This window comes from Schaalia odontolytica (genome assembly GCF_002847525.1).
Classification (GTDB): Bacteria; Actinomycetota; Actinomycetes; order Actinomycetales; family Actinomycetaceae; genus Pauljensenia; species Pauljensenia odontolytica_B.
On sequence record NZ_PKKM01000002.1, the window covers coordinates 112,557 to 137,235 of the forward strand.

The window sequence follows — 24,679 nt, forward strand, 5'->3', positions numbered from 1 at the left end:
AGGTCAGTGACGCGACTGGCGAAGCTCCTAGAAGCTACCGGACGAGCCCGACCAACCGCCCGATCCCCAGTCATCACCCGAGCCCGATGCGCTCGACCAACCGTTGTTCTTCTCTTCCTCGAGCTTCTTGCCCACGGTCGACGGGGGGATGTGGACCTTGGGTGTGAAGGGACGGGTGAGGCCGTATCCTTCGGGATCCTCGACGACCTTCTTGACCGCGTCACCGATCGGCTTGACGAGCGGCTTAACGAAGTCCTCAGCTGCGCGGAGAGGCTCGAGGATCGGGTCAGTGATGTAATCGATGAGGTGTTTCTCTTCTTTTTCCTCTGGCGGGCACTCGCGAACGGGCTCGTCCAGGGGGGAGCGCTTCGGCTTGTCGCTGCTCGAAGAAGAGCCCTCACCGCAGCAACCGCCGCCGGGGGTACCGCATTCCTTACCCACCTCGCGGATCGCGCTGAGGAAGGCGGGGGCAGCTGCCGTGAGGATGTCGAAGAGCGACTTCAGTTCGTCGAAGGCCATCTTCAGCAGGGTCAGGAGGTTCTGAACGTTCCAGGCCTCGGCAATAGCCCGCTCGCCGACAACGACCGCGGCTTTGACGAGCGACGCGCCGAGCGTGAGCCCCGCGAACGCTACTCCTTCAACGGCCTCTCCGATGATGTCCGAGATCAGCTTGCATACGTAATCGTGGGTTTTCTTGACGAGCTCAGCGGCCTTGGCAACCGCGCTGCCCACGGTGGCTGACGCGTCGGCCAGGGTGTTGATCGAAGCAACAACCTGCCCCTGACGCGACAGGTAACGGGAGACCGATTCGCCCTTCATGTTCTGCATGGCGCTGGACGATCCGGAGTCGAGCTCGGATGCCGTCGATCGCAGCGAATCTCCGATGGATGCCCAGGTCATGGCCATGCCGTTGACCTGCGCGGAGTCACCGGTGAGCTGGTCCATCCAGAACTTCAGGGGGTCGACGTAGTTGAGGAGGATATCCACGCCGTAGCTGATCAAGCCACCAAGCCCACCCAGGGCGAGCTCGCCAATGCCTTGGACAGCGCTGAGTGCCGACTCGGCGCCCCCCTTCCAGTCACCGGCATCGAGCTGGATGACAGCGTCGCGGATGTCGCCGATGGGGCCCAGGGCGTCGTCGGACCCGTCCATCCACTCGCTACGGGTATATACCGGCTGTTGAGGGCTCACTTCTTCACTCCTTCAAAAATGAAGCGACGCAGCGTGCGTTCTTCGTCTTGACGCTGGCGGGTCAGGAAGGTCTCGATGTCCTGGTCGCCGTGCTTGTCCTGCTTCTCAAAGAGAGAGCGGACGTCTTCCGGCTTGGACTCGGGGTGTGCCTTCGAGAACTCGTCGATGCGCGCGTTCTGTGTCTTCTGCTGTTCGTCGACGAAGGCGCGGAAACTGGTCTGCTGTTCGTTGCGCTGCTTCGACATGAAGGTGTCGAACTGCTGGGTCGTTGCCGTCGGGTTGTCCTTGACGAACTCGCGGATTTGGGCTTCTTCCTCGGTGCGCTGCTTCGCCAGGAAGTCCGTCATCGCGTCCTGCTGCTGCTTCTGGTTGTCCTCGATGAGGGTCTTCACCTCGGAGATGTCCTCACCCGGGTGCGCCTCGGCATAGCGTTCGAGGGCCTTCGCCTGGTCTTCCTTCTGACGGTCGTAGAACGTCTTCAGGTCGGCGTTTTCCTCGCCGCGCTGCTTTTCGAGGAAGGCGCGGAGCTCATCTTCACCGACGCAGACCTTGTCGTGGCCGGCGAGCATGCTCGCAATGGAGGTCTCGTCGTCCTTCTTGTCCTTCTCGAGGCCCTTGATGATGTCCTCGGCGTTGTTCGGCTTGGGCATGGTGGCAGTGCCGCTGACGCCTCCGTTCGAGACGCCTCCGCCACCGCCGCTCGATACGCCGCCACCGCCGCCGTGCGAGGGCACACCTACGCCGCCATCTGCGCTGCCGCCGCTGGGCCCGGTGACCGGTGCGCTCGCGCCCGGGGCTACGGAGCCGGGCGGAGTGCCGGGGGTGTCTCCTGCACCGGGAGGCGTGGGGCACGGCTCGAGTTCGTTTCCGGGTCCCTTAACAGTGTCTTCATTTTCAGACTCAGCCGCGCGCATCCGCTGCTCGAGGTCAATCAGGCAGTTGCTCAGGCGGTGTTCAGCCTGGGCGGCGTCATTGATCATGGCCGCGATGTTCGAGAACTGGTAGGTGCACACGGCGGTGTACTGCATGAACATCAGGCCGAATGCGTTCGTGATGACCTGTCCCAGGGTCTGGGTGGCGGTGTCGTAGCACGCATCGAGGGTGTTGGCGCAGTTGTCCACCTCGCCCGCGTGGCTCACCAGCCCATCCAGGTCGATTGCGAGATCGTAGTTCGACATTGGTATCAGCGCCCGAGCGAGTTCAGCACGGGTTCCACGGTGGCGGCGTATGCCTCGATTGCGCCACCCTCGTCCTTGAAGTCCTGAGCGACGTGCTCGCGGACGAAGGTCGCCATGTTGCGCCCGGCGTCCGCGTAGGCTTCCATGATCGCCTGCTCAAGCTCGCGGGCACTGCCGCGCATGCCGTTGTCATCGATGGAGATCTTGGTCATGCGACCGTCAGAGTTGACCTCGACCTCGACATCCTGGTTGCTGTCCATGCCAGAAACACGGGCGGACGTCAGTCGCTCGACGAGCTCCTTGATCGCGTTCGCCTTCTTCTCGGCGGCGGCGATCTGATCCTTCAGCATCTGTTCAAATTCTTCGGGCGTCTGCCCCATCACATCTACCATACGGTTATCCTAACCGACTGAGGCGATATGTGGGGAGCTCTTCGACCTGCGAGACAACGCCACGGACAGCGGAAATTCACCGACCAGAAGGTCGTTCAGGATTGACATATCAACACGCACAACCCTGACGCCTCGTCAGTCCCGGTGGTAGCGCGGGCTGGTTCCCAGGTGAACAGGGTATTTGTGCCCATCCCTCAACGCGTTCTTCTCATCGGTGCCCCGATAGACATACGACGGGTCATTCATGATTACTCGCGGGTTCACAACCCCATCCGCATAGTCCGAAATCTCTTGGACTGTGGGCTTTGCCCCGTTGCCTTTTCCAATGAATGGGTGTCTGTTGGAGAGCGCTGTGGGGTCAGACGAAAGAAGGGCAGCGGGATCGATCTCTCCGTAACCAGTTCGGTTGTTCCACTGTCCAGCTCCACTCCCGGTAGCGACCAACGCTTGGAGGATCTGTTCCGTCGTTGCTTCTCGTCCAAAGCGCTGCTTGCCCAACGCGAGGGTCCCAGCGACGACCGGAGCCGCCATGGACGTGCCATTCACGATGTAGTCGTTCCCATCGATCGACGAACGAACCATCACCTCCCCGATAGCAGCAACCGACACTCCATCGCCCCAACTCGAGTAGCTGGCCACTGTTCCGTCCGGTTCGAGTGCGCCCACACCGACAACGCCAGACCAACTCCCCATCGATCGCGGGTCGTTCTCGATGCCTTCATTACCCATGCTGGCGACGACAATCACACCATTGACGACTGCGCGGGCAAGCGCCCACCGCATCTCCTGGGATTCCGGTACGGAAAAGGTCGACGAGATGGAGATAATGTCAGCTCCATCATTAATAGCCTGCTCAATGAGGTTGGGAGCCTGAGCCAAATCACCCGGTCTCGACCAGCTCGTCGAGCAGTCGCCTTCCCCCTCAAGCGCCTCGCGCACCATTTCGTAGTTGTAGATGGTCGCGTCCGGCGCCAAGCCGAAGTCCCGCGCAACAAGCACCTGCGCGATGAAGGTCGCGTGTCGATCCGATTTCTCAACACGTTGCGGGACACACGGACTCTTCAGTTCAATGTGTGCTCCAGCGAGTTCGGGGATCGTCGTATCGATTCGGCCATCGAGCACAGCGACGACGACTCCCCGCCCCGTGTACCCCTGCGCCCGAAGGGAGTCGAGAGAATAACGCGAGTAGTGGGTCTGGTCCGTCGCCACGATTGGTCGTGTGAGCGCCTGCGCTGGCTGCTCGGCAACGACCACACTGCCCACGATAAGCGTGCAGATGCAGAGAAAGACTGCCAGGACACGCAGGGCGCGCCCATGCCTCGTCGTCGTAGTCAAGGGCCTTTGTCCTTTCACTGTCCAGCGGGAGGGAATGCGTCAGTCCCGGTGGTAGCGCGGGCTGGTTCCCAGGTGAACGGGGAATTCATTATCCGGGCTAAAAGCCGCATCCTCGTTCACACCGCGGTAGACGTAGTCGTCGTCGTTCCTCATCAACAGCGGATTGACAGTGCCGTCGATGTAATCCTCAACATCCTGCCAGCTTGGCTTCGACGACAGTGTCTTCGATTCGCATGGATTAACGTCAGGCAGCGACGAGGCATTCGCGTTGAGCAGCCCCCACGGGTCAGCTGGCCCGAAACCCGTGTAGTAGTTCCAGTCGCCGTTACTCCCGGTACCGGTCGTCGTCATGGCCTGCAGGATCTGATTCGCCGTGATCCGGTCGTCGAAGCGCTGCCACGCAATTGCGAGGAAACCCGCGACGATAGGCGTCGCGAAGGATGTTCCCTGCATCGTGAACACTTCTCCGCTGGTACCGCTGCGCACGACAATCGAGCCCAGAGCAACGGTTTCGACGCCGTTGCCCCAGTTGCTGTAATCGGTCAGCGACCCGTCCGCATTGATGGCGCCCACTCCGCAGATCCCGGACCACAAGGGCAGCGTATCCGCGGGATCTTCGGTGGATTCATTCCCCATCGCGGCAACGACGATGACGCCCTGGGAAATGGCCCGCGCCATGGCCCAGCGCAGATCTTCGTTGTACAGCGGGTAATTGCTCGAGATCGAGATGATGTGAGCGCCGTCGTTGATTGCTTGCTCGATCAGCAGCGATGTATCGGCCTCGCCCCGCGCATACACGCCGGCGGTCGCACAGTCGGCGCCCACTTCCTCCTCGCTGTACCCCAGGTCGTAGGTGTACAGGGTCGCTCCGGGGGCTACGCCGAACTTCGGCGCCACGAGGACCTGGGCAACAGCCGTGCCGTGATCCGCGTTTTCTGGCAGGGACCGGACCGTGCACGGGCTCTTATTTTCGATTGTCGCGCCGGCCAGCTCAGGAATGTTCGGGTTGACGTGCCCATCGATCATGGCGATGATCGCTCCCTCGCCGTTGTACCCCTGGCTGTGCAACGAGCTCAAGCGATAGAAGGAGTAGTACTCCTGGTCCGCGCCGGTCACCTCCCGATCGACGGCGTTCGCGGGAGCGGCCGGGACGAGGCCGCCACCGACAACGAGCGCGAGGACGCCCGTCCCGAGGCCGCACATGCGCCGCCAGCGACGCCCAGACGACAGCGTCACGCGTCGTCCTCATCATCCTTGTCGGCGGCCACTGGCCTGCCGCGCAGGTGCGAGAGGATCACGAGGCCGCCAAGAATCGCCGCACCCATGACGACGATCCCGGAGACGATGTAGGTGCGAACCGTCAGGATGTTGTTGCTGTTTGCCAGCGTTGGAGATGCCACGGCCGGACGGTTCGGAACGGGGTGGGCCGCCTGATCGGGGTGCGGGGGCCCGTACCTCGTGCCGATGTCGTCGAAGGTAAGCGCGTCGTAGGGCGCGACGATACCCCAGCCGAGTTCGTTCGTGCGCTGATCAGCCGCACCGCGCAGCGCGGTGACCTCGAGGCGGTATTTCCACATATCCGGAGACTCGTTGGGATACTTGGAGGCCACGAGGGCCGCGAAGCCGCCCGCGTAGGCGGTCGCGTAGGAGGAGGATGGCAGAGGCGTGTCACCCGAGTAGCCGCCGACCAGGCAATCAGCCTGATCAAACCACGTCGTCAGGATGACCGCGGCGGGCACCGCCAGGTCCACGTGAGCGCCGTGCACCTGCTGGTCGGACGCGAAACCGTAGGCGTCCGAGGCGGTGACCGCGAGGACTCCCTCGTAGGCTGCGGGGTAGACAACCTCGTTGTTCTTCTGGTCCTGGTAGGTGTTGCCGGTCGACGCGACGACGAGCGAGCGCCCGCGCACAGCCTTGACCGCTGCCTCCAGGTCCGAGTTCGGATCCTTCGAGGACTGGGCGACGACGATAATCTGGGCACCATTGTCAGAGGCCCAGCGGATGGCTCGAGCGACGCGTGACATGAAGGGTTCTTGCCCCGGCTTGTCGGCGTTTCCCTGCTCGAGGCCAGTCTCGATGCGCACCGGGAGGATCTTCGCTTCCGGAGCGACACCAACGAGGCCCGACCCCTTCGCCGCGGGAAGCTGGCGGGCAGCGATCGCACCGGCGATCGCCGTGCCGTGTTCGCCAACGTCGACGCGGCCATCGGTGCCTTCACCGCTCAGGTCGATACCGGGCAGGACCACGGAGGGATCCCCCGAGTTAAAGTGTTCATTGCCCGCGGCAACGCCAGAGTCGACGACCGCAACCGTCACGCCGGCACCGCGCGTCAGGTCCCAGGCACGGCGCACGCCCACCTGGTCGAGGATGAGGGGCTGCTGCTTGATGTAGCGGGGAGAGTCTACCGGGCACGTCTCTTCTGAGCGCTGCTCGGGGGCCTCCGTCGGCGCATCGGAGGGAGGCGCCGTGGGTGTGGGACGAACGCTCGGCGTGGGTGCCGGGTCCGCGTGCGCGATCGTCGGGCCGAACGCAGAGGATGCCCCGGCCTCGTCCGAAGGGGACGCAGGGGCGAGAACCGGCGCGAGCGCAAGCCCCGTCGCCAAGGCGGCACCGACGAGGCCGTGGCGGAGCGCCCGGGTACGCGCGAAGCCCCGTGTCACGAGAGCCCCACTGATGAGGCTGCCGCCTGTGGAGTCATATCGGTTCCCGGCGGAATTAGGTTCGCCCACGTCTCTGGGATCGCGGCGACATCATCCTGTTTCCATCCCAGGGCGTTCATCGACACAGTGGGCGTCGCTCCGAGCGAATGGATGTATCCCTGGTCGGACACGAAGGCGTAGGCAGCTGCCTGGCCACCCGCCGACGTGATCGCGACGAGCGCCCCGGAGCCACCCGCCACCGTCACGGTGCGCGTCGTGGTCGGCCCGGAGGGCGAGCTCACGGACTCGGCATCATACGAGGCCTGGACGGCGCGCTGATACGGCATCGTGTAGAGCCCGAGCTTGGGCACCGCCTTGTTCGTCGTCGACATGTGGGCGCACAGGGCCGTTCGGTTCGACGCGTCAGCCTTCTGGTCATTCCACACCGGGTCCGAGAAATCCTCGTAGCGCGGCCAGTCCTCGCCGATGAAATCTGCATGGACGGGAGTCACGTCCTTGAACATGTCCGTCCCGAACTGCCTCGTGGCCGGGGCGTCGCGGTACAGACGTGCGGCCGTGGAGTTGAACACCGCCAGCTGGGAAGAATTAACGACCAGGTAGGAGAACTGGACCTCACCCTTCGCGTCGGTCTGCTCGACGACGGTGCCGATCGTCAGGTTCGCGTCCTTCAGAGGGCCCGGAAGGTCTGTCGCGGGCGCACCTGCATTCGGGATTTCGCTGTAGCTCCAGGATCGCAGCGGCGTGCCGGAGGGGAAGAGGTCCACCCACTGCGGGTCCACCTCGACGGGGTAACCGACGCGGTTCTGGAACGCCAACGTCCAGTCGCTCAGACGGGAATCCGTCTCGTCGATGAGGTACTTCTTCTCGGTCGCTGCGTCCACGAAGTAGATGGTTTTACCGTGGTCAGGGGTAACGAGCGCGGAGACGGCGGGTGTCAGAGGGAAGTTCTCTTCCGGCAGCTTCTGCCCGATCCAGGTGTGGTAGGTGTCCTCGAGGTCGCAGGACAGCCAGGTGCTCGCCAGCTGCTTGCTGGTCGGAACGTCGTCGGGCACGCCCGGCAAGCCAATCTGGGCGCCGCGCGGCTTGTCGTCGAGGGACGAGGCGCTGGCGGAGATCACCTCGAGGGTGCCTTCCTGGGACAGGAGGCGCGCCGTCGTCACGTTCGAGATCGGGTGCAGGACACCGTTCGCGAGGAAGTAGCGCGCGCCCGTGGACTTGACGTCGACGAGGACGAAGTTCTTGCTGTCCAGGTTCGGGTTTGCGTTGAAGAAACGCATGCCCACACCGATGACGCACATGATGATCGCGACAAGCGCGCCGAAAATCAGAGGCCGTACCGGGGACGGCGGATCGACCTCGCGACCACCGGGGGTACCCGATGTGAACGCCGTAATCAGACGGTGACGGTTGAAGCGCTGGGCTTCGAGAATATCTTTACTGGACGGCATGACTTACCCCCACAGGTAGACGGCCAGAGGGATCAGGACAAAGAGCGAGAGCACCGAAATGGTGTCCGCGATGCGCGTGAGGTGCGGACGTGCGCGGGGGCCAACGACGTTCGTCACCACGAGGACGAGGGCGGCTGCAATCGCGCAGAAGGTCACCCACGCCAGGCTCGTCGGGTTGGCTCGGGTGGCGAGCGTCGCAGAGACCAGGATCGTCGTCAGGCCCGTCAGAGCACCGAGGAGCACCTCGACGCGGGCGCGAATCGAGCGTGTCTGCAGAATCAGGGAGGCGGAGCCGAGGACGGCCAGGATGAGCGGAATGGACACCGAACGCAGGGTGGGCGCGCTCAGCATCGATACCGTCAGGAAGAGCGCCGCGAGGCCGCCGCCCGCACGCAGGGAGACGACGAACACGAAGGAGGTACTGACCTGGTCGGTGACTCCTTGCGCGGGGATCTGCTCGGCAGTATCGGCGTCCAGGATCCTCACGGGAATATGCGCAAGAGCGATCCACGGCGCGACCTGCAGGAGGACGACGACGAGGGCGAAGAGGAGGGCGGACACACCGACCTGAGACAGGGCGCCAACCTTCACCATGAGGCCGGTGGCGGTGATCATCGTTCCGAGAACAAGCGGAGCCGCAATGGAAATCCGGTACTTCTTGGGCAGCGTCAGCACCGCGAGCGAGCCGACGAGCACGCCGAGACCGACGAAGATCCAGCCGCCCGCGTCCCACTGGCTCTGCGAGAGCCGAAGCGCCGAGGCGGCGGTCAGGAAGGGAACAGTGTGCGCGAGCGCAATTCCGGAGGGGCCGGCGTACTTGCGGCTTACGACGATGGACGTTCCGACGACAAGGAGCGCGGAGACAATGCCGATTGCACCGTAGACGAAGTTGAGTGTCCTGACGCGGCCGGGATCCAAGGAAACGAGGGCGTCCTGAGGCGTGGTCGCCAGGAGGACGGCGGCAACGAAAATCAGGGCAGCAGCGGAGAGCGCGGCGAGCGTGCGAGCATTGTCACGTGTCCAAGGCGTGGACACTCTTTCAACGACTTGCCCGACGGCTTCCGTCAGGTCGTCATAGACCATATCGGCGGCTCCCTCACCGAGGGGTTCGAGCGTCAGCGCGGCACCGGCGCGCACCCCCTGGGCGGACAGAGACGCGGACTGGTCGAGGAGTCGGCCCGACGCGGTTCGCACCGCGAAACCATCGTTTGCGGGCTGATCACTGAATGCTCCGGCGGATTCAACGAGCCCCGGCAGGAGTTCGACCAAAGGGATCGTCTGAGGGACCGTGACATCACTTCGATCCACGCCGTAGGTAATCGTGAGTGGAATCATCGCCACTCCACGAGATGTTTTCGATGCCATTGGATCCTCCCGGTTGCCGCGTGATGGGGTCTGTGGCTACACGACACAACCCTGTAAGTCTAGGTTGTCGGTCAGGTTTTGTCATGATTTTTGCGTAACATCAAAAAAAGAGATGAAAACATGGTTAGTATTCATGTGTCCCCATGCTCTCACGCATCCCGCGAGAGAGTTCACTCATACAAATGGAGGTTCACATGGCAGACCAGCGGGCCGTAGATGGCGCCCTTGCACAGGGCGTCTCCGCGATTGAGTCCACCTACAACGACCTGCAGGGCCACTTCCGTCGCCTCGAGGGCGACCTGTCGACCATCGGCAGCTCGTGGCAGGGCAGCGCCTCGGTTCAGTTCACCCAGCTGATGCAGCAGTGGCAGGACAACGCGGCGAAGGTTAACCAGGCTCTTCAGGAGCTCGCGGACAACCTGCGTGGCACCGACAAGGCAATGCAGGCCAACGAGGCCGACACCGAGGGCTCGTTCGCGCAGATCCTCGGCGGACTGTGAGAGATTAAGACAGGAGACTGAAGATGGATTTCCAGGTAAATTACGGCGCTCTCGATGGCGCTGCCGCCGACATCAAGTCCGGCGCCTCCAACCTGCAGGGCTGCCTCGATGACCTCGAGAACACGCTGAACCAGCTGCGTTCCTCGTGGGAAGGCCAGGCTCAGGAAGCCTACAACGCCGCTCAGGTCAAGTGGAACCAGGGCCTCGAGGGCCTGAAGGACGTCCTGTCCCGCACCTCCGCGGCCGTGGACTCCGCTCGTTCCAACTACCAGCAGACGGACCAGGCTTCCGCCGCCCGCTTCTGATAGCACCGCGCACACGCGCTGAGGGAGGGTCCGCCCCATTGTCGGGGCGGGCCCTCCCTCGTTTATCCGCCCAGCCCCGCCGGGTGACGACACACCCATCGCGAGGGCAACTCCCTCGCGCATCGACAGCATTTTTCGAAATTAACCGAATGATACAAAATCGCTTACCGCGGTGCCCACACCTGCCCACAAAGAGGCCTACAACAGACATTGTGGCGAGTCTCTCATTCGCGATTGTATTGGCGGCCGTTGGACGCCATGTCTAACTGTCGAAGGTGTTGCGTGTCCGTTTGAGCATCCCTCGGCTCGCGGCGTGCCTCGCTCGCAGATTCGCACCGGCGCGAGTTCCACAGCGCCCACGGGCTCGCCGTTGTAACGCCTCACCACCGCACCACTCACACCTGCTGGATAACTCCTGCAGCCCCACAGAAAGAGGATCCCGTCGCGGCCAGGCCGCGACGGGATCCTCAAGCAGACAACGCGTCAGCGCACCGAATCCGCATCCGCAAGGACGATCGTGGCACGACGCTCGCCCATGAGGATTTCGGTACCCGCGGGCACCTCGACAGCTTGGCCGCCCGCGAGCGCGGAAATACGACCATCAGGCGTTCGGATCTGCGTGCCATTCGCCGAGAAGGCATCCTCGATCCAGGCACCCGTCGCGGTCGGACCGACGCGCATGTGCGTACGCGACAACGACACGGTCGTATCGGGCACGACGACCGAGCGCGTGCCTTCGACGGACGCGGGCCTGCGGCCGATGGTGAGAGGCTCGTCGATCAGCTCGCGCTGCCCGGAATCGAAGATGAGCCACAGCAGCTGAGCGCGCGCGGGAGCAGCCGGGGCACCCCACTGAGACCGGCCCGCGTCACCCCACTGAGAGCCGCCACCCTGCATCTGCCCGGCCGCGTACGCCTCCTGGGCGGCCTGGCCGGCCTGAACCGCGCGGCGGCTGGGCGGCGGGGCGGACACGCCCGCACCGTTTGCGGCGTGGTAGGGCATAGTTTCGAACGACGGCTCGGAGTACGAGGCCGGGGCTGCCTGGGCGGGAGCCTGCGCAGGGGGCGCGCCCCAGGAATCCTGCGGGGCAGTCACGGGAGCCGCGGGCACGTCGGTTGCCGGAGACGAGAAGGTCGGAACGGCGGGCACCTCAGAGGCGGGAGACGAGAAGGTCGGAACGGCGGGCACCTCAGAGGCGGGAGACGAGAATGTCGGAACGGCGGGCACCTCAGAGGCGGGAGACGAGAAGGTGGGCACCGCCGGAACCGCAGGGGCCTGCGCAGCAGGCGCGTATGCGGGCTGGGTCGGGGCGGGACGATGCGCGTCGGGCATGCCCTGCGGCGGCGCTGCCGGAACCGCGGGCATCGCCGGAGCGGAAGGCACCGAGGGAGCGGAGAGCGCAGCCTGCGGCGCACTGTAGTCGGGCGCGTAGGGGTCGTTGGCGCGCTGTCCCGGAGCAGAGTAGCCGGGCGCGGCCTGCGGCACGGGCGTAAGCGGGGCGCTCGGCGCCCCCCACTGGCCCGGCGAGCTAGCCGGGTGAACGCCGTCGAAACCGTTGGGAGCTTGGCCGGGGCGCGGACGCTCGGAGTATCCCGCCATGCCTGCCGCGCCAGGTCCGGCCGCGAGCGCCGCGTGCTTGCGCAGGTCGACGAGGCGGGTGCGGGTGGGCCCCGTCAGCCAGGTACGGCCGTCGCGGGCGAGGGCGAGAGCGGCGAGGGGACCAACGACCGTGATCTGGAGCAGCGCCATGAGGGCGATGTAGCCCATTGCGGCTCCGAGGGACGGTGTCTGCGTATCGTCCTCGTCGCGGATGAGGCAGACGCGCATGGCGGCCATGCCGGGTGTACGCCCGGAGGCTCCGAGCATGATCCCGGCGGCGATCACGGCCTCGACGGTGATGAACGTGATGGTCAGGGGCGTGAAGTAGATAAACCAGGTCGCAGCGAGGAGCGCACCGAGGACCAGCAGGTCAATCACGTAGGCGCCGACGAGCCGCGAGGGCGTGGCGGGCGCGAACGGAGTCTTAGTGGTGTCAGACATTACAGGACCGCCCTCCAAGCGAACGAGAAGAGACCCGAGGCCATGACCGCCGCGGGCAGGAGCGCAAACGTGCAGAAACTTTGGACGAAATCGAGGATTGTGCCGATGAGTGCAGCGTTGTTCGTGGTTTCCACGATGCTGGTCATGACGACCGTGACAACGCTGATCACGATGAGGACGCACAGGGGAACGAGCGGGAAGAACCAGTCGACGCCCTTCAACGCGTTCGTCCAGTCACCGACGAGCAGGGCGCACAACAGCGCGAGAGCGGTCAGGCGCGGGAGGATTCGACCGAGGTAGGTCCGAGTCGATCGCGGCGCGGTGAGCAGAACGACGATCGAGGCGATCACGAGGACGATGCCTGCGATGCCTTGTCCCATGTCGAGGTCGGGCGTCACTGTGCGGGCCAGAGGGATGCCTCCGGCGAGGACGAACGCGGCCGAAGCGACGACGAGCAGGGTATTGCGCGCCTCGGTGTGCCCCAGGACGACGGCCATGCGTCCACCGGTAACAGCGCTGGGCTTTTGGACGGGAGGCTGACGGATGCGCGAGGCGACCGTCTGGACGGCGGACACGTCGATGAGCTGAGTGTCGGGCACGCGGAGCGACAGACGGGGGGCCATGAGGAAGAGGTAGACGCCGATCATGACCGCCAGCGGCGCGATATCAATCACGCTAAAGAGCGGGAATGCGTCGATCGTGATGAGCACTGTGGCGCACACCCAAGCCAGCAGCGCACTGAGGGCCGACGGGGTGACAGTCAGGGACACGACGGCCAGGGACACGATGAGGGCCACCCAGACGCCGACGACGGGAGCAATCGTCAGCGCGTGGATATCGGCTACCGACACCAGGCCGATCGCACTGTAACCCGCGAGAGCGGGCATCAGGAGCAGCAGAGTGGGACGCGAACGCACCTTGCGCGACACAAAAAGCGGAGCGATCGAGCCGATGCAGCAGACGAGCGAGCAGACTGCGCGCAGCCACACGGGGACGGATGAGACGGTCTTCGCCCACAGGGGGCCGTCCTCAGCGTGCTCGTAGATCGCAAGGGCAGCGTCGCCCAGGATCGGCAGGAGGCACAGAGCGGAAACGGTGCCCAGGACCAGGAAGCAGAGGCCGACGAGGGCGAGGACGGGAGACAGCCATTGGTTGTCCTGGCGGGCCGAGGCCTCGTTGAGTTGCTGAGCGGACAGGACGCGGCTGGACAGGGCAATCGTGGAGCCCGCGGGCAGGTCGCGTCCGAGGACGGCGGACCCCTCGAGGGGACGCCCGTCCGCGTAGGAGACGCGCACTGAAGGCAGAGACAGATCTATCTCCAGCATGGCGCACAGGCCCGCGACCGTCGTCCCTTCCGGGGCGGCGAAATCGGAGGTGCCATCGGAGTCGATAACAGTCACTGACACCATGGTGGCGCTCATGTAACCTCCGTTCTCAAGTAAACAACAGTGCCCAGTGTAATGCACCGACGCTAACCGCCGGTTAAAACTTGGAAGTCCACTCAGCTACACTGGGTGCAGTCGCATCGAACACTTACGCGCACAGCGCGAGGAGACCTCATGGTTACACGCAGAAAACGGCGGAGTGCCGCGGCTCCGGAGCAGCCCTCCGGCAGCCTCGCTATCCAGATTCCACCGGAAAAGGCCGAGCCCGCATCGATGGGCAACGTCCTCATGATGGTCGTGCCCATGCTGGGTTCCACGGGCGTCATGATCTTCATGGCCATGCAAAACGGCAGCAACAACAACCGCTCGATGCTGATGGGCGGCGGCATGCTGGTGGCCATGCTGGGCATGGTCGGCTTCAACATGTATCGCCAGTTCTCCCAGTACCGCACGCGCGTGGTGACGCAGCGCCGCGAATACCTGTCCTACCTGGCGGAGACCCGCGACGCGGTGCGCAAGGTCGCGAAGAAGCAGCGCGCCTACTACAACTGGGTGTACCCCGACCCCAACGCGCTGGTGACGCTGGCGGCCAACGGCTCGCGCCTGTGGTCACGCGAGGGCGGCACCTACGACCTCTTCGCTTTCCGCTACGGGTCCGGCACGCAGCCCCTCGGCCTCATCTTTGAGCGTCCCCCGATCGACCCGATGACGGAGATGGACGTCGTCTGCCTGTCGGCGATGGAGCGTTTCATCAACGTGCACGACCACACGGATAACGTGGGTAAGTTCCTCTTCCTGGGTGACTTCAGCCATATTGAGGTCGCCGGCGAGGGCGAGGCCGTCTACGACGAGATGCGCGCGATCATGATGCACCTGGCGTGCTTCATCGACCCCTCCAAGCTCAAGATCGCCGTCCTGTGTTCGGCGGATCGCCTGGGCGAATGGGAGTGGGTCAAGTGGATGCCCCAGGCCCGTTCCTCTACCGTGCGCGACGCGGTGGGTCCGGGTCGCATGATTTCGACCGACCCGGGTGAGCTCGCGGAAATGATCGGAACGGACATCGCCATGCGCGGCGCCTTCCGATTTGGAGAAGAAATCCCCGTGTACCCGCACCTGCTGCTGGTGTGCGACGGGGCTGAGTTCCCTGCCTCGTCCCCCTTCGGCTCCGCCGCCGGCGTCAAGGGTGTGACGATCATGAGTCGCGCCCGCGAGTGGACCCCCATGACCTCGCACACGACGCTGCGCCTGCTCATCCACCCGAACCCGGATCGCAAGGGCGCGGACGTGGTCGACGTGGTCACGATGGACTCCATGCCCGAGCAGGCTTTCGCGGATCGCCTGAGCGCCGTGCAGGCGGAGGCCATCGCGCGCCGCATGACGCCGTTCGCCACACAGCAGAACCTGGAAGAGGCGGACACCCCGGTGGGCCGTTCGGACGAGTCCCGCCAGAAGGACCTCATGGAGCTCGTCGGCATCGGCGACATCCGCGACTTCGACCCGGAGAAGCAGTGGCGTCGCCGCGAGGGCCGCGAACGCCTCGCCGCACCCTTCGGCGTCACGCCCGAGGGCGCGCCGGTCGTCCTGGACATCAAGGAATCCGCCCAGCAGGGTATGGGTCCCCACGGCCTGCTGATCGGTGCGACCGGTTCGGGTAAGTCCGAGGTGTTGCGTACCCTCGTGCTGGCCCTGGCGCTCACCCACTCTCCGGAGCAGCTGAACCTGGTTCTCGTCGACTTCAAGGGTGGTGCGACCTTCGCCGGCATGTCGGACTTGCCGCACGTGTCCGCCATGATCTCGAACCTGGAGTCGGAGCTCTCCCTCGTCGACCGTATGCAGGACGCCCTCCAGGGCGAAATGGTGCGCCGCCAGGAGGTTCTGCGCCAGGCCGGCAACTACGCGAACGTGTCCGACTACGAGGCGGACCGCATCGCCGGCAAGCACGAGTTCCCGCCGCTGCCCGCCCTGTTCATCGTCCTGGACGAGTTCACGGAAATGCTCATGGCCAAGCCGGAGTTCGGCGAGGTCTTCATCATGATCGGCCGTCTGGGTCGTTCGCTGTCGGTGCACCTGCTCCTCGCCTCCCAGAAGATGGACCTTGGTAAGGCGCGAGGCCTGGAGTCTCACCTGTCGTACCGCATCGCCCTGAAGACCTTCACCGAGAACGACTCGCGCGAGGTCCTGGGCATCCCGGACGCCGCGAAGCTGCCCCCGCTGCCCGGTTCGGGCTTCCTGAAGGCGGGCGGCGACGACCTCGTCCGCTTCCGCGCCTCCTACGTGGCCGCTCCCCCGCCGGCGCGTACCCTCGCGTCGATTTCCGAGGCCACGACCGCCGGGGCACCGACCGCCCCGATTGAGATCCTGCCCTTCACGGTCGCTCCCGTTATCACGCGCGAGGATACGTTGGGCGAGAAGGAAGAGGTCGACCAGAACCAGGAAGTCGTCCTGGCGGGCGACGAGCTGTGGGCAGACATGTCCGAGATGGACATCGCCGTGGCCAAGATGAAGGGCAAGGGCTACCCGGCCCACCAGGTGTGGCTGCCGCCCCTGGAGACCCCGGATACCTTCGCGACCCTCATGCCGGACCTACGTCCCGACCCGGATCTGGGCTTCGTGTCGCGCGCCTGGCGCGAGTCGGGCACGCTGCGCGTCCCCCTCGGCACTGTCGATCTTCCTCTCGAGCAGCGCCGCGAGACCCTCGTCCTGGACCTGTCGGGTGCGGGCGGTAACTTCGCGCTCGTCGGCGGCCCGCAGACCGGTAAGTCGACGGCGCTGCGTACGATCGTGCAGGCCCTGTCGTTGACCTACACGCCGCAGGAAGTCCAGTTCTACGTGATGGACTTCGGTGGCGGTACCTTCGCCGGTTTCGCGAACGCCCCGCACGTGGCGGGCATCGCGACGCGCGACACCGAGGAGGTGCGCACGCGTATGCTCGCTGAGATCGCGGCGATCATGGACGACCGCGAGCGTTACTTCGGCCAAAATGGCATCGATTCGATGGACACGTACCGTCGCGGTCGTCTGGAAGGACGCTACGACGACGGCTACGGCGACGTGTTCCTGGTCATCGACGGCTGGGGCGCGCTGCGCTCCGAGTTCGACAGCCTGGATCGCCAGGTGGCGACGATGATGAGCCGAGGCCTGTCGCTGGGCGTTCACCTCATCGTGTCTGCCTCTCGCTGGATGGACTTCCGTTCCGAGGCGCAGGACCTGTTCGGCTCGCGCCTGGAGCTGCACACGGCGAACCCGAAGGAGTCGATCGTCCACCGCGAGGGTGCGGCTCGTATTCCGAAGGGTCGCCCGGGCCGAGGCATCGACATGGCTGGTCACGAAATGATGATCGGCCTGCCGCGCGCAGACGCGGAGCAGGATCCGACCACCGTGTCCGAGGGCGTGGCCTACACGATCAAGAAGATCCGCGAGCACCTAGTGGCGGGCGAGGGCCCGAAGCTGCGTCTGCTGCCGGAGCAGATCACGATCGACAATGTCCTCGAGCAACTGCCCGAGCAGCAGATCCTGCCGCGCGGCGGTGGCGACATGATCCTGGGCGTGGAAGAGTCGCGCCTCGGTCCTCTCATGTTCAACACGCGGTCGGAGTCTCACCTGTACCTCTTCGGCGATTCGAAGACGGGCAAGACCACGTTCCTGCGGTCGATCATCAAGGAGATCACGCGCCTGTACACGCCGGGCGAGGCAAAGATCGTCGCGCTGGATATGCGACGCTCGCTCATGGGCGAGATTCCCAAGGACTACACGCTGCGCTACATGACGAACCACCAGGCCGCCATGAAGGACATGCGCGAGCTGGCGCAGTTCCTGCGCGAGCGTCTGCCCGGACCGAACGTCACTGCCGAGCAGATTCGCGAGCGCAGCTGGTGGACCGGCCCCGAATTGTGGGTCCTGGTCGACGATTACGATTTGGCGAACACCACGAGTGGAAACCCGCTCGCAGAGCTCGTCGACCTGCTGCCGCAGGCGGGCGACATCGGCCTGCACCTGATCATCACGCGCCGCATGGGTGGCGCGGCTCGAGCGAGCTTCGAGAAGGTCCTGCAGATGATGGGCGACCTGGCTGTCACGGGCATCCTGCTGTCCGGTAACCCGAGTGAGGGCGCGATCATCAACGGCGTGAAGCCGAAGCGCGCTATTCCGGGCCGTGCTCAGGTCATTCACCGCGATCTCGGGGTGGTCGCCGCGCAGATGGCGTGGACCCCGCCGACAACTTGATCGTTTGTTGACACGGCGGCCCCACAGTCGCATATGATTGACCAGTCTGAAAGTAGGAGAAAATATGTCCCGTTTCGTGTCTCGCCGCACCCTCGCAGCGGCGTCGTCCCTCCTCCTGGCGGCCGTTGGCCTGACCGGCTGCATTAGGCTGCCCGGCGGCGGAGGCTCGAATTCTACGGACATCGCCTCGATGAAGAACATCCCCGAAGGCATCAAACGCGACCTCATCAACCAGATGAACTCCGCCTCCGGCGCCGAGAAGAACAAGATCATCGAGAAGGCCAACGCCCTGAACAAGATGGTCGGCGCGCAGCTGGTCGGCGAGAGCACAGGAGTCTACGGAGGCCAGTTCAAGCTCGACCCCAACGGCACCATTGTCGTCAACAAGGACGACAACGTGTATGCCATGATGTCGGCCGCCGACTACTGGCGCCTCGGTGAGGACAGCTACGACCTGTGCGTCGAAAAGGACTGCCAGTACTACTCCTCGTGGACCATCGACATCAAAGGCAGCGGCTCCAACCTCACCTACGTGTGGACCCTCAAGATCGACAACCCCGAGATCACCGACGAACCCCTGGTCCGCCAGTTCAAGGTCAAATAACAAACAACCCCGCGCACCAGCGCCCACAACACCCCATCAACATTTAGGAGCTCAACATGACAGGATCGCCTGACTACGAGTACGACAAGCCCGCCCAAGAGGCTGCGGCCACCAATGTCAACGAAAGCAAGGATGCGGTGAAGACCACGGTAAGTGCGTCCTACTCTCAGAGCGCCGCCCAGACGCATTCTGCATGGGGTAATGAAGAAGGAGCTTCTGCCTTCCGGAACTCCGTGGCCGACATGTTCAAGGACATGGCGGACATCCTCAAGAAGGAAAACGATCTCATCTCCACCTTCGAGACCAACATGCGTCTGACCATGCAGGACGCGGAAAACGCCGAGTGGGACAACCAGCAGGCCCTGAGCAGGGTCAACAAAATGCTGGATACCGTCGCCAACTCCCCGGAGGCCGAGGCGCTCGCCAAGCAGCTGGAAGAGAAGGAATACATGGATAAGCGGCCCGAGCCGCTGAGGGCGGCGACTGCGGCGCCCACCGGCCAGCCTGACCCTTCGCAGACTGGAGCGGCCACGGGCCAGCCTGACCCCTCACAGGCTGGAACAACCGCACCGACTCCGGAAAGTCAGGACGAGAGCTGATCCCATCCCACAACGGGCAGAAAGGAATTAATCATGGTTTATTCTCCGAAATACCACCGCCTGAAGGAATTCATGAAGGCCGCCGAGGCGAACAAGGGCCTCGACGCGTGGAACGACGAACACGACAAGACGATCGAGGGCTTCAAGCAGGCCGTCGAACGCCTGAAGGCCTACCGCGACGGCCAAGGCTTCAAGGGCGAGGCGGCCAAGGCCATGACCGACTGGGTGGACAATTCGATCAAACGTATCGAGGGCTACCGCGTCCGCTACGAGGCGCAGTATCAGTCCTACCAACAAGGACGCAACGACATGGCGACGGCGCTGAGCGAGGCGGGCTCGATCTCCGACACCCTGGTGGACCCGGTCACCGCTGCGATGGGCTATCTCCCCTTCGTGACCCTTCCCTCCAGCGCCCCCGGCGGTGGCCTTTCCGCCGGACCGGTCAAAATCACGACGGGCTCCGCGTACGTGGCGGGCGTCGAGGCCCAGAACAACGAAGCGCGCGAGGCGGCCTGCGGGCGCATCCTTGACACGCTGAATAGGAATCTGCGTTCTGGTGTCGGCGACATTAGAGACGCTTCACGGTCCGGCAAGACCGATGGCGACCCCACGAAGGATAAGGATAAGCATAAGGATAAGGACGGCGGCGGTGGCGGCGGCGACAATCCCGGCGGCGGTGGCGGCGGCCGTAACCCCGGTGGCGGTGGCGGCGGCCGTAACCCCGGTGGTGGCGGCTACGGCGGTGGTGGCTACACGCCGGAGAACGGCTTCGGCCGCGAAGCCGGCCGTAACGGAGAGGGATACCCGGGCGGCTTCGACAAGCCGTGGTGGAGCGAGGCTGACGCGGCCGCTGCCCGTAACCGCGTGATCGCCTCGGGCGCTGTGCCGACCAAGGAACTGCCCTACGGCGAGCTGGGGTCGCGTACGAACCCGATCACCGACCCGCAGGACCTCATGGACACCGACCTGCTCCACACGCGCGTCAACGGCACCACGTATCGCAACGGCGTCGTCGGCGGACACACCCCCGCCCCCGCGGCCGACGCGCTGCATCCACTGTGGCGCCTCAACAACCACGCCGCCGCCGACGCGATGACCGCCGGTCGCCTGGGCGGCGCGGGCGTGCTCGGCGCTGGCGCGCTGGGCATGCGCGGCGCGGCCCGCATGGGTTCGGGCTTTGGTGGCCTGGGCGGTGCCTCCGGTGCCTCCGGTTCGGCGAACGGCCTGGGCATGGGCGGCCTGCGTGGCATCTCGGGCACGACCGGCTCGGCCGCTAGCTTCGGTGGCACGAACCTGCGCGTGGGCACCTACTCCGGGTCGGGTTTTGGTTCCTACACTCCCCCCGCCTCCGTGGCCGGCGCGAACGGCACCGCAGGCGCTGGCGCTTCGGGCGTAACCGGTACGACCGGTGCCGGTGGTGGCGCGGCTGGTGCGGCTGGCGCTGCCGGTCGCGGCGGCGCGGGCGCTGGCGGCGGCTTCATGGGCGGCGGCGCGGGTGCTGGTGCTGGCATGGGCAAGGACGACAAGAAGGGCCGCAAGCGCAAGTACGTGGCATTCTCGGTCGATGAGGATGAGGACGATCTGCCCGCAGGCTACGTCAACCCCCTGTCCCAGACCTACGGAACAGACCGCACCATCGCTCCCGCCAAGCGGGAGGACGACGGATGGGACCTGCGCCAGTGGTGAGCTCCCGTCACGACTCCGCGCCCCGTCATCCCCGCTCGCACGCGGGTGTGGCGGGGCGCGCCGCGCGCGCCCTGACCACCGCCGCCTGCGCCCTGGCCGTGGCCACGGGCGCCCTTGCGGCCACACCGGCCCCTGCGAGGGCCGACGACACCATCACCACCCAGGACTACTTCTCCTACTACAAACTTGACACCACCCGAGCCAAGGGATACACCGGCACAGGCGTCACCATCGCCATGATCGACGGCCCCGTCGACACCAGCGCACCCGAACTGGCCGGCGCCAACATCACCACTAAGACACTGTGCAAGTACGAAGCGACCAACGCCACGAAGACGCACGCGACTGCCATTGCCTCCGTCCTGGTGTCCAAAAACTACGGCCTCGCACCCGACGCCACCCTTATCGCCTATGCCATGCCCGCTGAAGGCGAGGAGATTTCCAACGAATGCAGGCAGGACAACAAGGGTCTTAAGCGCACTTCTTTTGCACAATTCGAGACGGCGATGAACGACGGCGCTCAGATCATCTCTTACTCGTCGTCAGACCCCAATCACGAACAGGTGCCCTTGAAGTGGGCTATCGCTCGCGCCATTGCTCAGGGTGTCATCATCGTGGGTCCTATGGGCAACGACGCACGTGACGAAAACCATCTGTCCTTGGCCTGGTGGTCGGGCACCGTGGGCGTTTCCGCGGTCGATTCGACCGGACAGTTTGCAAGCTATTCCTCGTGGGGCCAAGGAGTCGTCGCCGCTGGCGTGGGCGGGCCCATCAAGGTGCGCGACTACGACACCGGCACCATTACCGACACGCAGGGAACCTCCATCTCCACCCCGATCGTGGCCGGACAGATCGCCCTGGCGCGCTCGCGCTGGCCCGAGGCAACCCCCAACCAGATCCTGCAACTGGTCACCCACAGCGGGCTCAACCCCAACCACGAGTGGAACCAATACACCGGCTACGGTCCTCTCAACATGGGCGGGATGATGAAGACCGATCCCACCCAGTTCCCCGACGAGAACCCCCTGGCCGACAAGGGCGGCGGCTCCACCCCCACCCCCGCCGAAGTACAGCAATACATCGACGGCATCGCCCCTTTCGGGGAGATCGAATACGATGACAGCTACATCTATCGCGGGGTCAACGAAGACGCACTCGTGCGCGAAGGCCTCACGGCCCACATCGGCACCAGCCCCGCGTACCACCGAAAGTAGCCACATGACACACACGTCTGACGCGCCCCGTCATCCCCGCTCGCACGCGGGGGTGGCGGGGCGCGCCGCGCGCGCCCTGACCATCGCCGCCTGCGCCCTGGCCCTGGCCACGGGCGCCCTTGCGGCAACACCGGCCCCTGCGAGGGCCGACGACACCATCACCACCCAGGACTACTTCTCCTACTACAAACTCGACAGCACCCGAGCCAAGGGATACACCGGCACAGGCGTCACCATCGCCATGGTCGACGGCCCCGTCGACACCAGCGCACCCGAACTGGCCGGCGCCAACATCACCGTCAAAACACCCTGCAAGTACGAAGCTGTCAACGCATCCAAGACCCACGCAACCGCCATCGCCTCCATCCTGGTGTCCAAAAACTACGGCCTGGCACCCGACGCCACCCTCATCGCATACTCGACCCCTTCAGCCGACGACGAAGAGGGTTGCACGCACGACGAGAAACTCAAGAGCTCTTCCTATGGCGCCTTTGAGCTGGCAATGAACGACGGCGCGCAGGTGATCTCTTACTCGAGATCGGATTATAACCACGAGCAGGCACCCTTGAAGTGGGCGATCGCTCGTGCCATGGCGCAGGGCGTCATCATCGTGGGCCCCATCGGCAACGACGCACGCGACGAAAACCATCTCTCCTTAGCCTGGTGGTCGGGCACGGTGGGCGTCTCCGCGGTCGATTCGACCGGCGAGTTTGCGAGCTATTCCTCGTGGGGCCAGGGAGTCGTCGCCGCGGGCGTGGGCGGGCCTATCAAGGCGCGCGACTACGACACCGGCACCATCACCGACACTCAGGGAACCTCGTTTGCGACTCCGATCGTGGCCGGGCAGATCGCCCTGGCGCGCTCGCGCTGGCCCGAGGCGACCCCCAACCAGATCCTGCAACTGGTCACCCACAGCGGGCTCAACCTGAACAACGAGTGGAACCAGTACACCGGCTACGGCGTTCTCAACATGGGTAGGATGATGAAGACCGATCCCACCCAGTTCCCCGACGAAAACCCCCTGGCCGACAAGGGCGGCGGCTCCACCCCCACCCCCGCCGAAGTGCAGCAATACATTGACGGCATCGTTCCCTTCTCGGAGGTCAGTTTCGATGACAGCTACGTCTATCGTGGGGTCAACGAAAACGCGACTGCAAGAGAAGGCCTCAAGGCCCACATCGGCACCAGCCCCGCGTACCACCGAAAGTAGCCACTCCCCCGTGCCCGCGCCCCGGCCTCGTTCGGCCTGAGGCGCGAGCACCCGGAAGCGGACATACGAGAGCTCCTGCACCCACACGACCGTGGGGCAGGAGCTCATCGTCTACCGACTACTTCTTCTTACCCGTCACCTTCTTGTGATAGCGCGGGCTGGTCCCCAGGTGAACGGGATAATCGTGCTGATCGCCACGCGCCATACGCTCATCCAACCCCCGGTAGGTGTACGAACGATCATTTTGGATCAGGCGAGGATCCACCACACCATCGGAATAGTCCGCCACATCCTGGCGAGTAGGAATCGACTCATTCCCCTTATCCATAAAAGGATTCTCGTCCGGGAAGTCCCTCGGGTTCGTCGTCAGCAGCGCATACGTATCCAGCGCCCCGAAACCCGTGTACGGGTTCCACTGCCCGCCATTTCCACCCACGCCTGTACGCGCCAAGCCCTGCATGATCTGATTGCCCGTCGCACGCGGCCACCGCTCCATCGACAACGCCAGAGAGCCAGCGACGATAGGGGTCGCAAACGACGTGCCCCACCACTCACCGCGCTCCATCGACGTGCTCGACCGCGCGATCGGACGCCCCAGGGCAGCGGTCGAAATGGGATTCCCCCAATTCGTGTAGTCGGACGCGTGCCCGTTCGACTCAATCGCAGCCACACCCACGACACCACTCCATGCGGGTAACCACGCCGTCGAATCCCGAGTCGAATCGTTGCCCGCACAAGCCACAACCGGGACCTGCTGTGAGATGGCTCGGGCGAGAGCCCACCGCATCCCCTCGTAGTTGTTTTCCGGATAGCTCGACGAGGTCGTGATGACCGCTACCCCGTCGTTCAGCGCGGTCTCAATGAGGAACGCCAGATCGGCATACCCACGTGACCGCTGACGAAACGCGCAATCCTGTCCCGTCGAGTCACCGGAAAACGACACCGTGTACGCCTTCAGCCGCGCACCGGGGGCCACCCCGAACTGCGGGGAGACCAGGATCTGCGCGATCACCGTCCCATGATCCCAGTGCGCATCCAACGAGCTCACCGAACACGGCGTGTAGGACTCGATGTGCGCGCCCTGCAGCTCCGGGATGCCCGCGTTGACGGGGCCGTCGATCAGCGCGATCGTGATGCCCTCTCCCGTATACCCCGCCGAATGAATCGAATCCAGGCGATAGTGGGAGTAGAAGGGCTGCTCCCCCGCCGTAATCGCCGAATCCGCTGAGGCAGGGGCCGCGGGAAGTGCCAACGCACCCACCGCGAGCGCCGCAGCCACCCCCGCACCGGCGCACCGGCGTGCCAGTCGTGCCTTCTCGTGTCTCATCACAGTGTCCTTTCGC

General features: G+C 64.7%; 19 protein-coding genes. 8 read left to right on the top strand and 11 right to left on the bottom strand.

Features of this window, described 5'->3' with window-relative positions:
• Nucleotides 1–27: 27 nt before the first annotated feature.
• From CYJ22_RS01685 to CYJ22_RS01725, 8 genes are all read right to left on the bottom strand, one after another.
• Entirely contained in the window at nucleotides 28–1,191 is a 1,164-nt protein-coding gene (locus CYJ22_RS01685; protein ID WP_243390426.1) for a hypothetical protein, read from the bottom strand.
• A complete protein-coding gene (locus CYJ22_RS01690) occupies nucleotides 1,188–2,369 on the bottom strand; it encodes a hypothetical protein (RefSeq protein ID WP_101600606.1) in 1,182 nt (393 codons plus the stop codon). Before CYJ22_RS01690 ends, CYJ22_RS01685 begins: the two co-directional genes overlap by 4 nt.
• Nucleotides 2,370–2,374: 5 nt before the next feature.
• Entirely contained in the window at nucleotides 2,375–2,761 is a 387-nt protein-coding gene (locus CYJ22_RS01695) for a YbaB/EbfC family nucleoid-associated protein (protein WP_007587899.1), read from the bottom strand.
• A gap of 135 nt (nucleotides 2,762–2,896) precedes the next feature.
• Nucleotides 2,897–4,096 carry a S8 family peptidase gene (locus CYJ22_RS01700; RefSeq protein WP_101600608.1) on the bottom strand — a complete coding sequence of 400 codons (1,200 nt, stop codon included), beginning with the start codon at nucleotides 4,094–4,096 and terminating at the stop codon, nucleotides 2,897–2,899.
• 39 nt (nucleotides 4,097–4,135) lie between these two features.
• Nucleotides 4,136–5,332, bottom strand: coding sequence for a S8 family peptidase (locus CYJ22_RS01705; RefSeq protein WP_243390427.1), 1,197 nt, complete (start codon nucleotides 5,330–5,332; stop codon nucleotides 4,136–4,138).
• On the bottom strand, nucleotides 5,329–6,756 hold the full coding sequence (locus CYJ22_RS01710) for a S8 family serine peptidase (RefSeq protein WP_243390428.1): 1,428 nt from the start codon (nucleotides 6,754–6,756) through the stop codon (nucleotides 5,329–5,331). Before CYJ22_RS01710 ends, CYJ22_RS01705 begins: the two co-directional genes overlap by 4 nt.
• Nucleotides 6,753–8,204, bottom strand: coding sequence for a type VII secretion protein EccB (locus tag CYJ22_RS01720; RefSeq protein WP_007587889.1), 1,452 nt, complete (start codon nucleotides 8,202–8,204; stop codon nucleotides 6,753–6,755). Before CYJ22_RS01720 ends, CYJ22_RS01710 begins: the two co-directional genes overlap by 4 nt.
• Nucleotides 8,205–8,207: 3 nt before the next feature.
• Nucleotides 8,208–9,539, bottom strand: a complete 1,332-nt coding sequence (locus CYJ22_RS01725) for an EsaB/YukD family protein (RefSeq protein WP_243390429.1) — start codon at nucleotides 9,537–9,539, stop codon at nucleotides 8,208–8,210.
• A gap of 224 nt (nucleotides 9,540–9,763) precedes the next feature.
• Here CYJ22_RS01725 and CYJ22_RS01730 point away from each other — a divergent pair, with 224 nt between their 5' ends.
• Nucleotides 9,764–10,069, top strand: coding sequence for a WXG100 family type VII secretion target (locus CYJ22_RS01730; protein ID WP_007587895.1), 306 nt, complete (start codon nucleotides 9,764–9,766; stop codon nucleotides 10,067–10,069).
• Between the two features lie 23 nt (nucleotides 10,070–10,092).
• Nucleotides 10,093–10,374 (top strand): WXG100 family type VII secretion target, encoded by a 282-nt coding sequence (locus CYJ22_RS01735; RefSeq protein ID WP_007587901.1) that lies wholly within the window; start codon nucleotides 10,093–10,095, stop codon nucleotides 10,372–10,374.
• Nucleotides 10,375–10,857: 483 nt separating this feature from the next.
• Here CYJ22_RS01735 and CYJ22_RS01740 read toward each other — a convergent pair whose 3' ends face one another.
• Both CYJ22_RS01740 and CYJ22_RS01745 read right to left on the bottom strand, forming a co-directional pair.
• On the bottom strand, nucleotides 10,858–12,414 hold the full coding sequence (locus CYJ22_RS01740) for an RDD family protein (protein WP_101600614.1): 1,557 nt from the start codon (nucleotides 12,412–12,414) through the stop codon (nucleotides 10,858–10,860).
• Nucleotides 12,414–13,835 (bottom strand): hypothetical protein, encoded by a 1,422-nt coding sequence (locus CYJ22_RS01745; RefSeq protein ID WP_101600617.1) that lies wholly within the window; start codon nucleotides 13,833–13,835, stop codon nucleotides 12,414–12,416. Before CYJ22_RS01745 ends, CYJ22_RS01740 begins: the two co-directional genes overlap by 1 nt.
• A gap of 138 nt (nucleotides 13,836–13,973) precedes the next feature.
• Between CYJ22_RS01745 and eccCa the strand changes: the two genes are divergently transcribed.
• From eccCa to CYJ22_RS01780, 6 genes are all read left to right on the top strand, one after another.
• A complete protein-coding gene (gene eccCa / locus CYJ22_RS01750; RefSeq protein ID WP_101600619.1) occupies nucleotides 13,974–18,023 on the top strand; it encodes a type VII secretion protein EccCa in 4,050 nt (1,349 codons plus the stop codon).
• Nucleotides 18,024–18,087: 64 nt separating this feature from the next.
• Complete coding sequence (locus tag CYJ22_RS01755; protein WP_007589772.1) at nucleotides 18,088–18,627, top strand: GA module-containing protein; 540 nt, start codon at nucleotides 18,088–18,090, stop codon at nucleotides 18,625–18,627.
• Between the two features lie 56 nt (nucleotides 18,628–18,683).
• Nucleotides 18,684–19,226 (top strand): hypothetical protein, encoded by a 543-nt coding sequence (locus CYJ22_RS01760; protein ID WP_007589767.1) that lies wholly within the window; start codon nucleotides 18,684–18,686, stop codon nucleotides 19,224–19,226.
• A gap of 33 nt (nucleotides 19,227–19,259) precedes the next feature.
• Nucleotides 19,260–20,912, top strand: coding sequence for a hypothetical protein (locus CYJ22_RS10220; protein ID WP_207760492.1), 1,653 nt, complete (start codon nucleotides 19,260–19,262; stop codon nucleotides 20,910–20,912).
• On the top strand, nucleotides 20,891–22,126 hold the full coding sequence (locus CYJ22_RS01775) for a S8 family peptidase (RefSeq protein WP_101600621.1): 1,236 nt from the start codon (nucleotides 20,891–20,893) through the stop codon (nucleotides 22,124–22,126). The genes CYJ22_RS10220 and CYJ22_RS01775 overlap by 22 nt, the downstream gene beginning before the upstream one ends.
• A 4-nt stretch (nucleotides 22,127–22,130) precedes the next feature.
• Nucleotides 22,131–23,336, top strand: coding sequence for a S8 family peptidase (locus CYJ22_RS01780; RefSeq protein WP_101600623.1), 1,206 nt, complete (start codon nucleotides 22,131–22,133; stop codon nucleotides 23,334–23,336).
• Between the two features lie 118 nt (nucleotides 23,337–23,454).
• Here CYJ22_RS01780 and CYJ22_RS01785 read toward each other — a convergent pair whose 3' ends face one another.
• The gene (locus CYJ22_RS01785) at nucleotides 23,455–24,663 is read right to left on the bottom strand and encodes a S8 family peptidase (protein WP_243390430.1); all 1,209 of its coding nucleotides are present in this window, start codon (nucleotides 24,661–24,663) and stop codon (nucleotides 23,455–23,457) included.
• Between the last annotated feature and the right edge of the window lie 16 nt (nucleotides 24,664–24,679).

What these genes read in the sequence shown, in the direction of transcription:
- CYJ22_RS01690 (WP_101600606.1), bottom strand. Translation starts at nt 2,369, where the DNA reads ATGTCGAACTACGATCTCGCAATCGACCTGGATGGGCTGGTGAGCCAC.
- CYJ22_RS01695 (WP_007587899.1), bottom strand. Translation starts at nt 2,761, where the DNA reads ATGGTAGATGTGATGGGGCAGACGCCCGAAGAATTTGAACAGATGCTG.
- CYJ22_RS01720 (WP_007587889.1), bottom strand. Translation starts at nt 8,204, where the DNA reads ATGCCGTCCAGTAAAGATATTCTCGAAGCCCAGCGCTTCAACCGTCAC.
- CYJ22_RS01725 (WP_243390429.1), bottom strand. Translation starts at nt 9,539, where the DNA reads ATGATTCCACTCACGATTACCTACGGCGTGGATCGAAGTGATGTCACG.
- CYJ22_RS01730 (WP_007587895.1), top strand. Translation starts at nt 9,764, where the DNA reads ATGGCAGACCAGCGGGCCGTAGATGGCGCCCTTGCACAGGGCGTCTCC.
- CYJ22_RS01735 (WP_007587901.1), top strand. Translation starts at nt 10,093, where the DNA reads ATGGATTTCCAGGTAAATTACGGCGCTCTCGATGGCGCTGCCGCCGAC.
- CYJ22_RS01740 (WP_101600614.1), bottom strand. Translation starts at nt 12,414, where the DNA reads ATGTCTGACACCACTAAGACTCCGTTCGCGCCCGCCACGCCCTCGCGG.
- CYJ22_RS01745 (WP_101600617.1), bottom strand. Translation starts at nt 13,835, where the DNA reads ATGAGCGCCACCATGGTGTCAGTGACTGTTATCGACTCCGATGGCACC.
- eccCa (WP_101600619.1), top strand. Translation starts at nt 13,974, where the DNA reads ATGGTTACACGCAGAAAACGGCGGAGTGCCGCGGCTCCGGAGCAGCCC.
- CYJ22_RS01755 (WP_007589772.1), top strand. Translation starts at nt 18,088, where the DNA reads ATGTCCCGTTTCGTGTCTCGCCGCACCCTCGCAGCGGCGTCGTCCCTC.
- CYJ22_RS01760 (WP_007589767.1), top strand. Translation starts at nt 18,684, where the DNA reads ATGACAGGATCGCCTGACTACGAGTACGACAAGCCCGCCCAAGAGGCT.
- CYJ22_RS10220 (WP_207760492.1), top strand. Translation starts at nt 19,260, where the DNA reads ATGGTTTATTCTCCGAAATACCACCGCCTGAAGGAATTCATGAAGGCC.
- CYJ22_RS01775 (WP_101600621.1), top strand. Translation starts at nt 20,891, where the DNA reads ATGGGACCTGCGCCAGTGGTGAGCTCCCGTCACGACTCCGCGCCCCGT.
- CYJ22_RS01780 (WP_101600623.1), top strand. Translation starts at nt 22,131, where the DNA reads ATGACACACACGTCTGACGCGCCCCGTCATCCCCGCTCGCACGCGGGG.
- CYJ22_RS01785 (WP_243390430.1), bottom strand. Translation starts at nt 24,663, where the DNA reads ATGAGACACGAGAAGGCACGACTGGCACGCCGGTGCGCCGGTGCGGGG.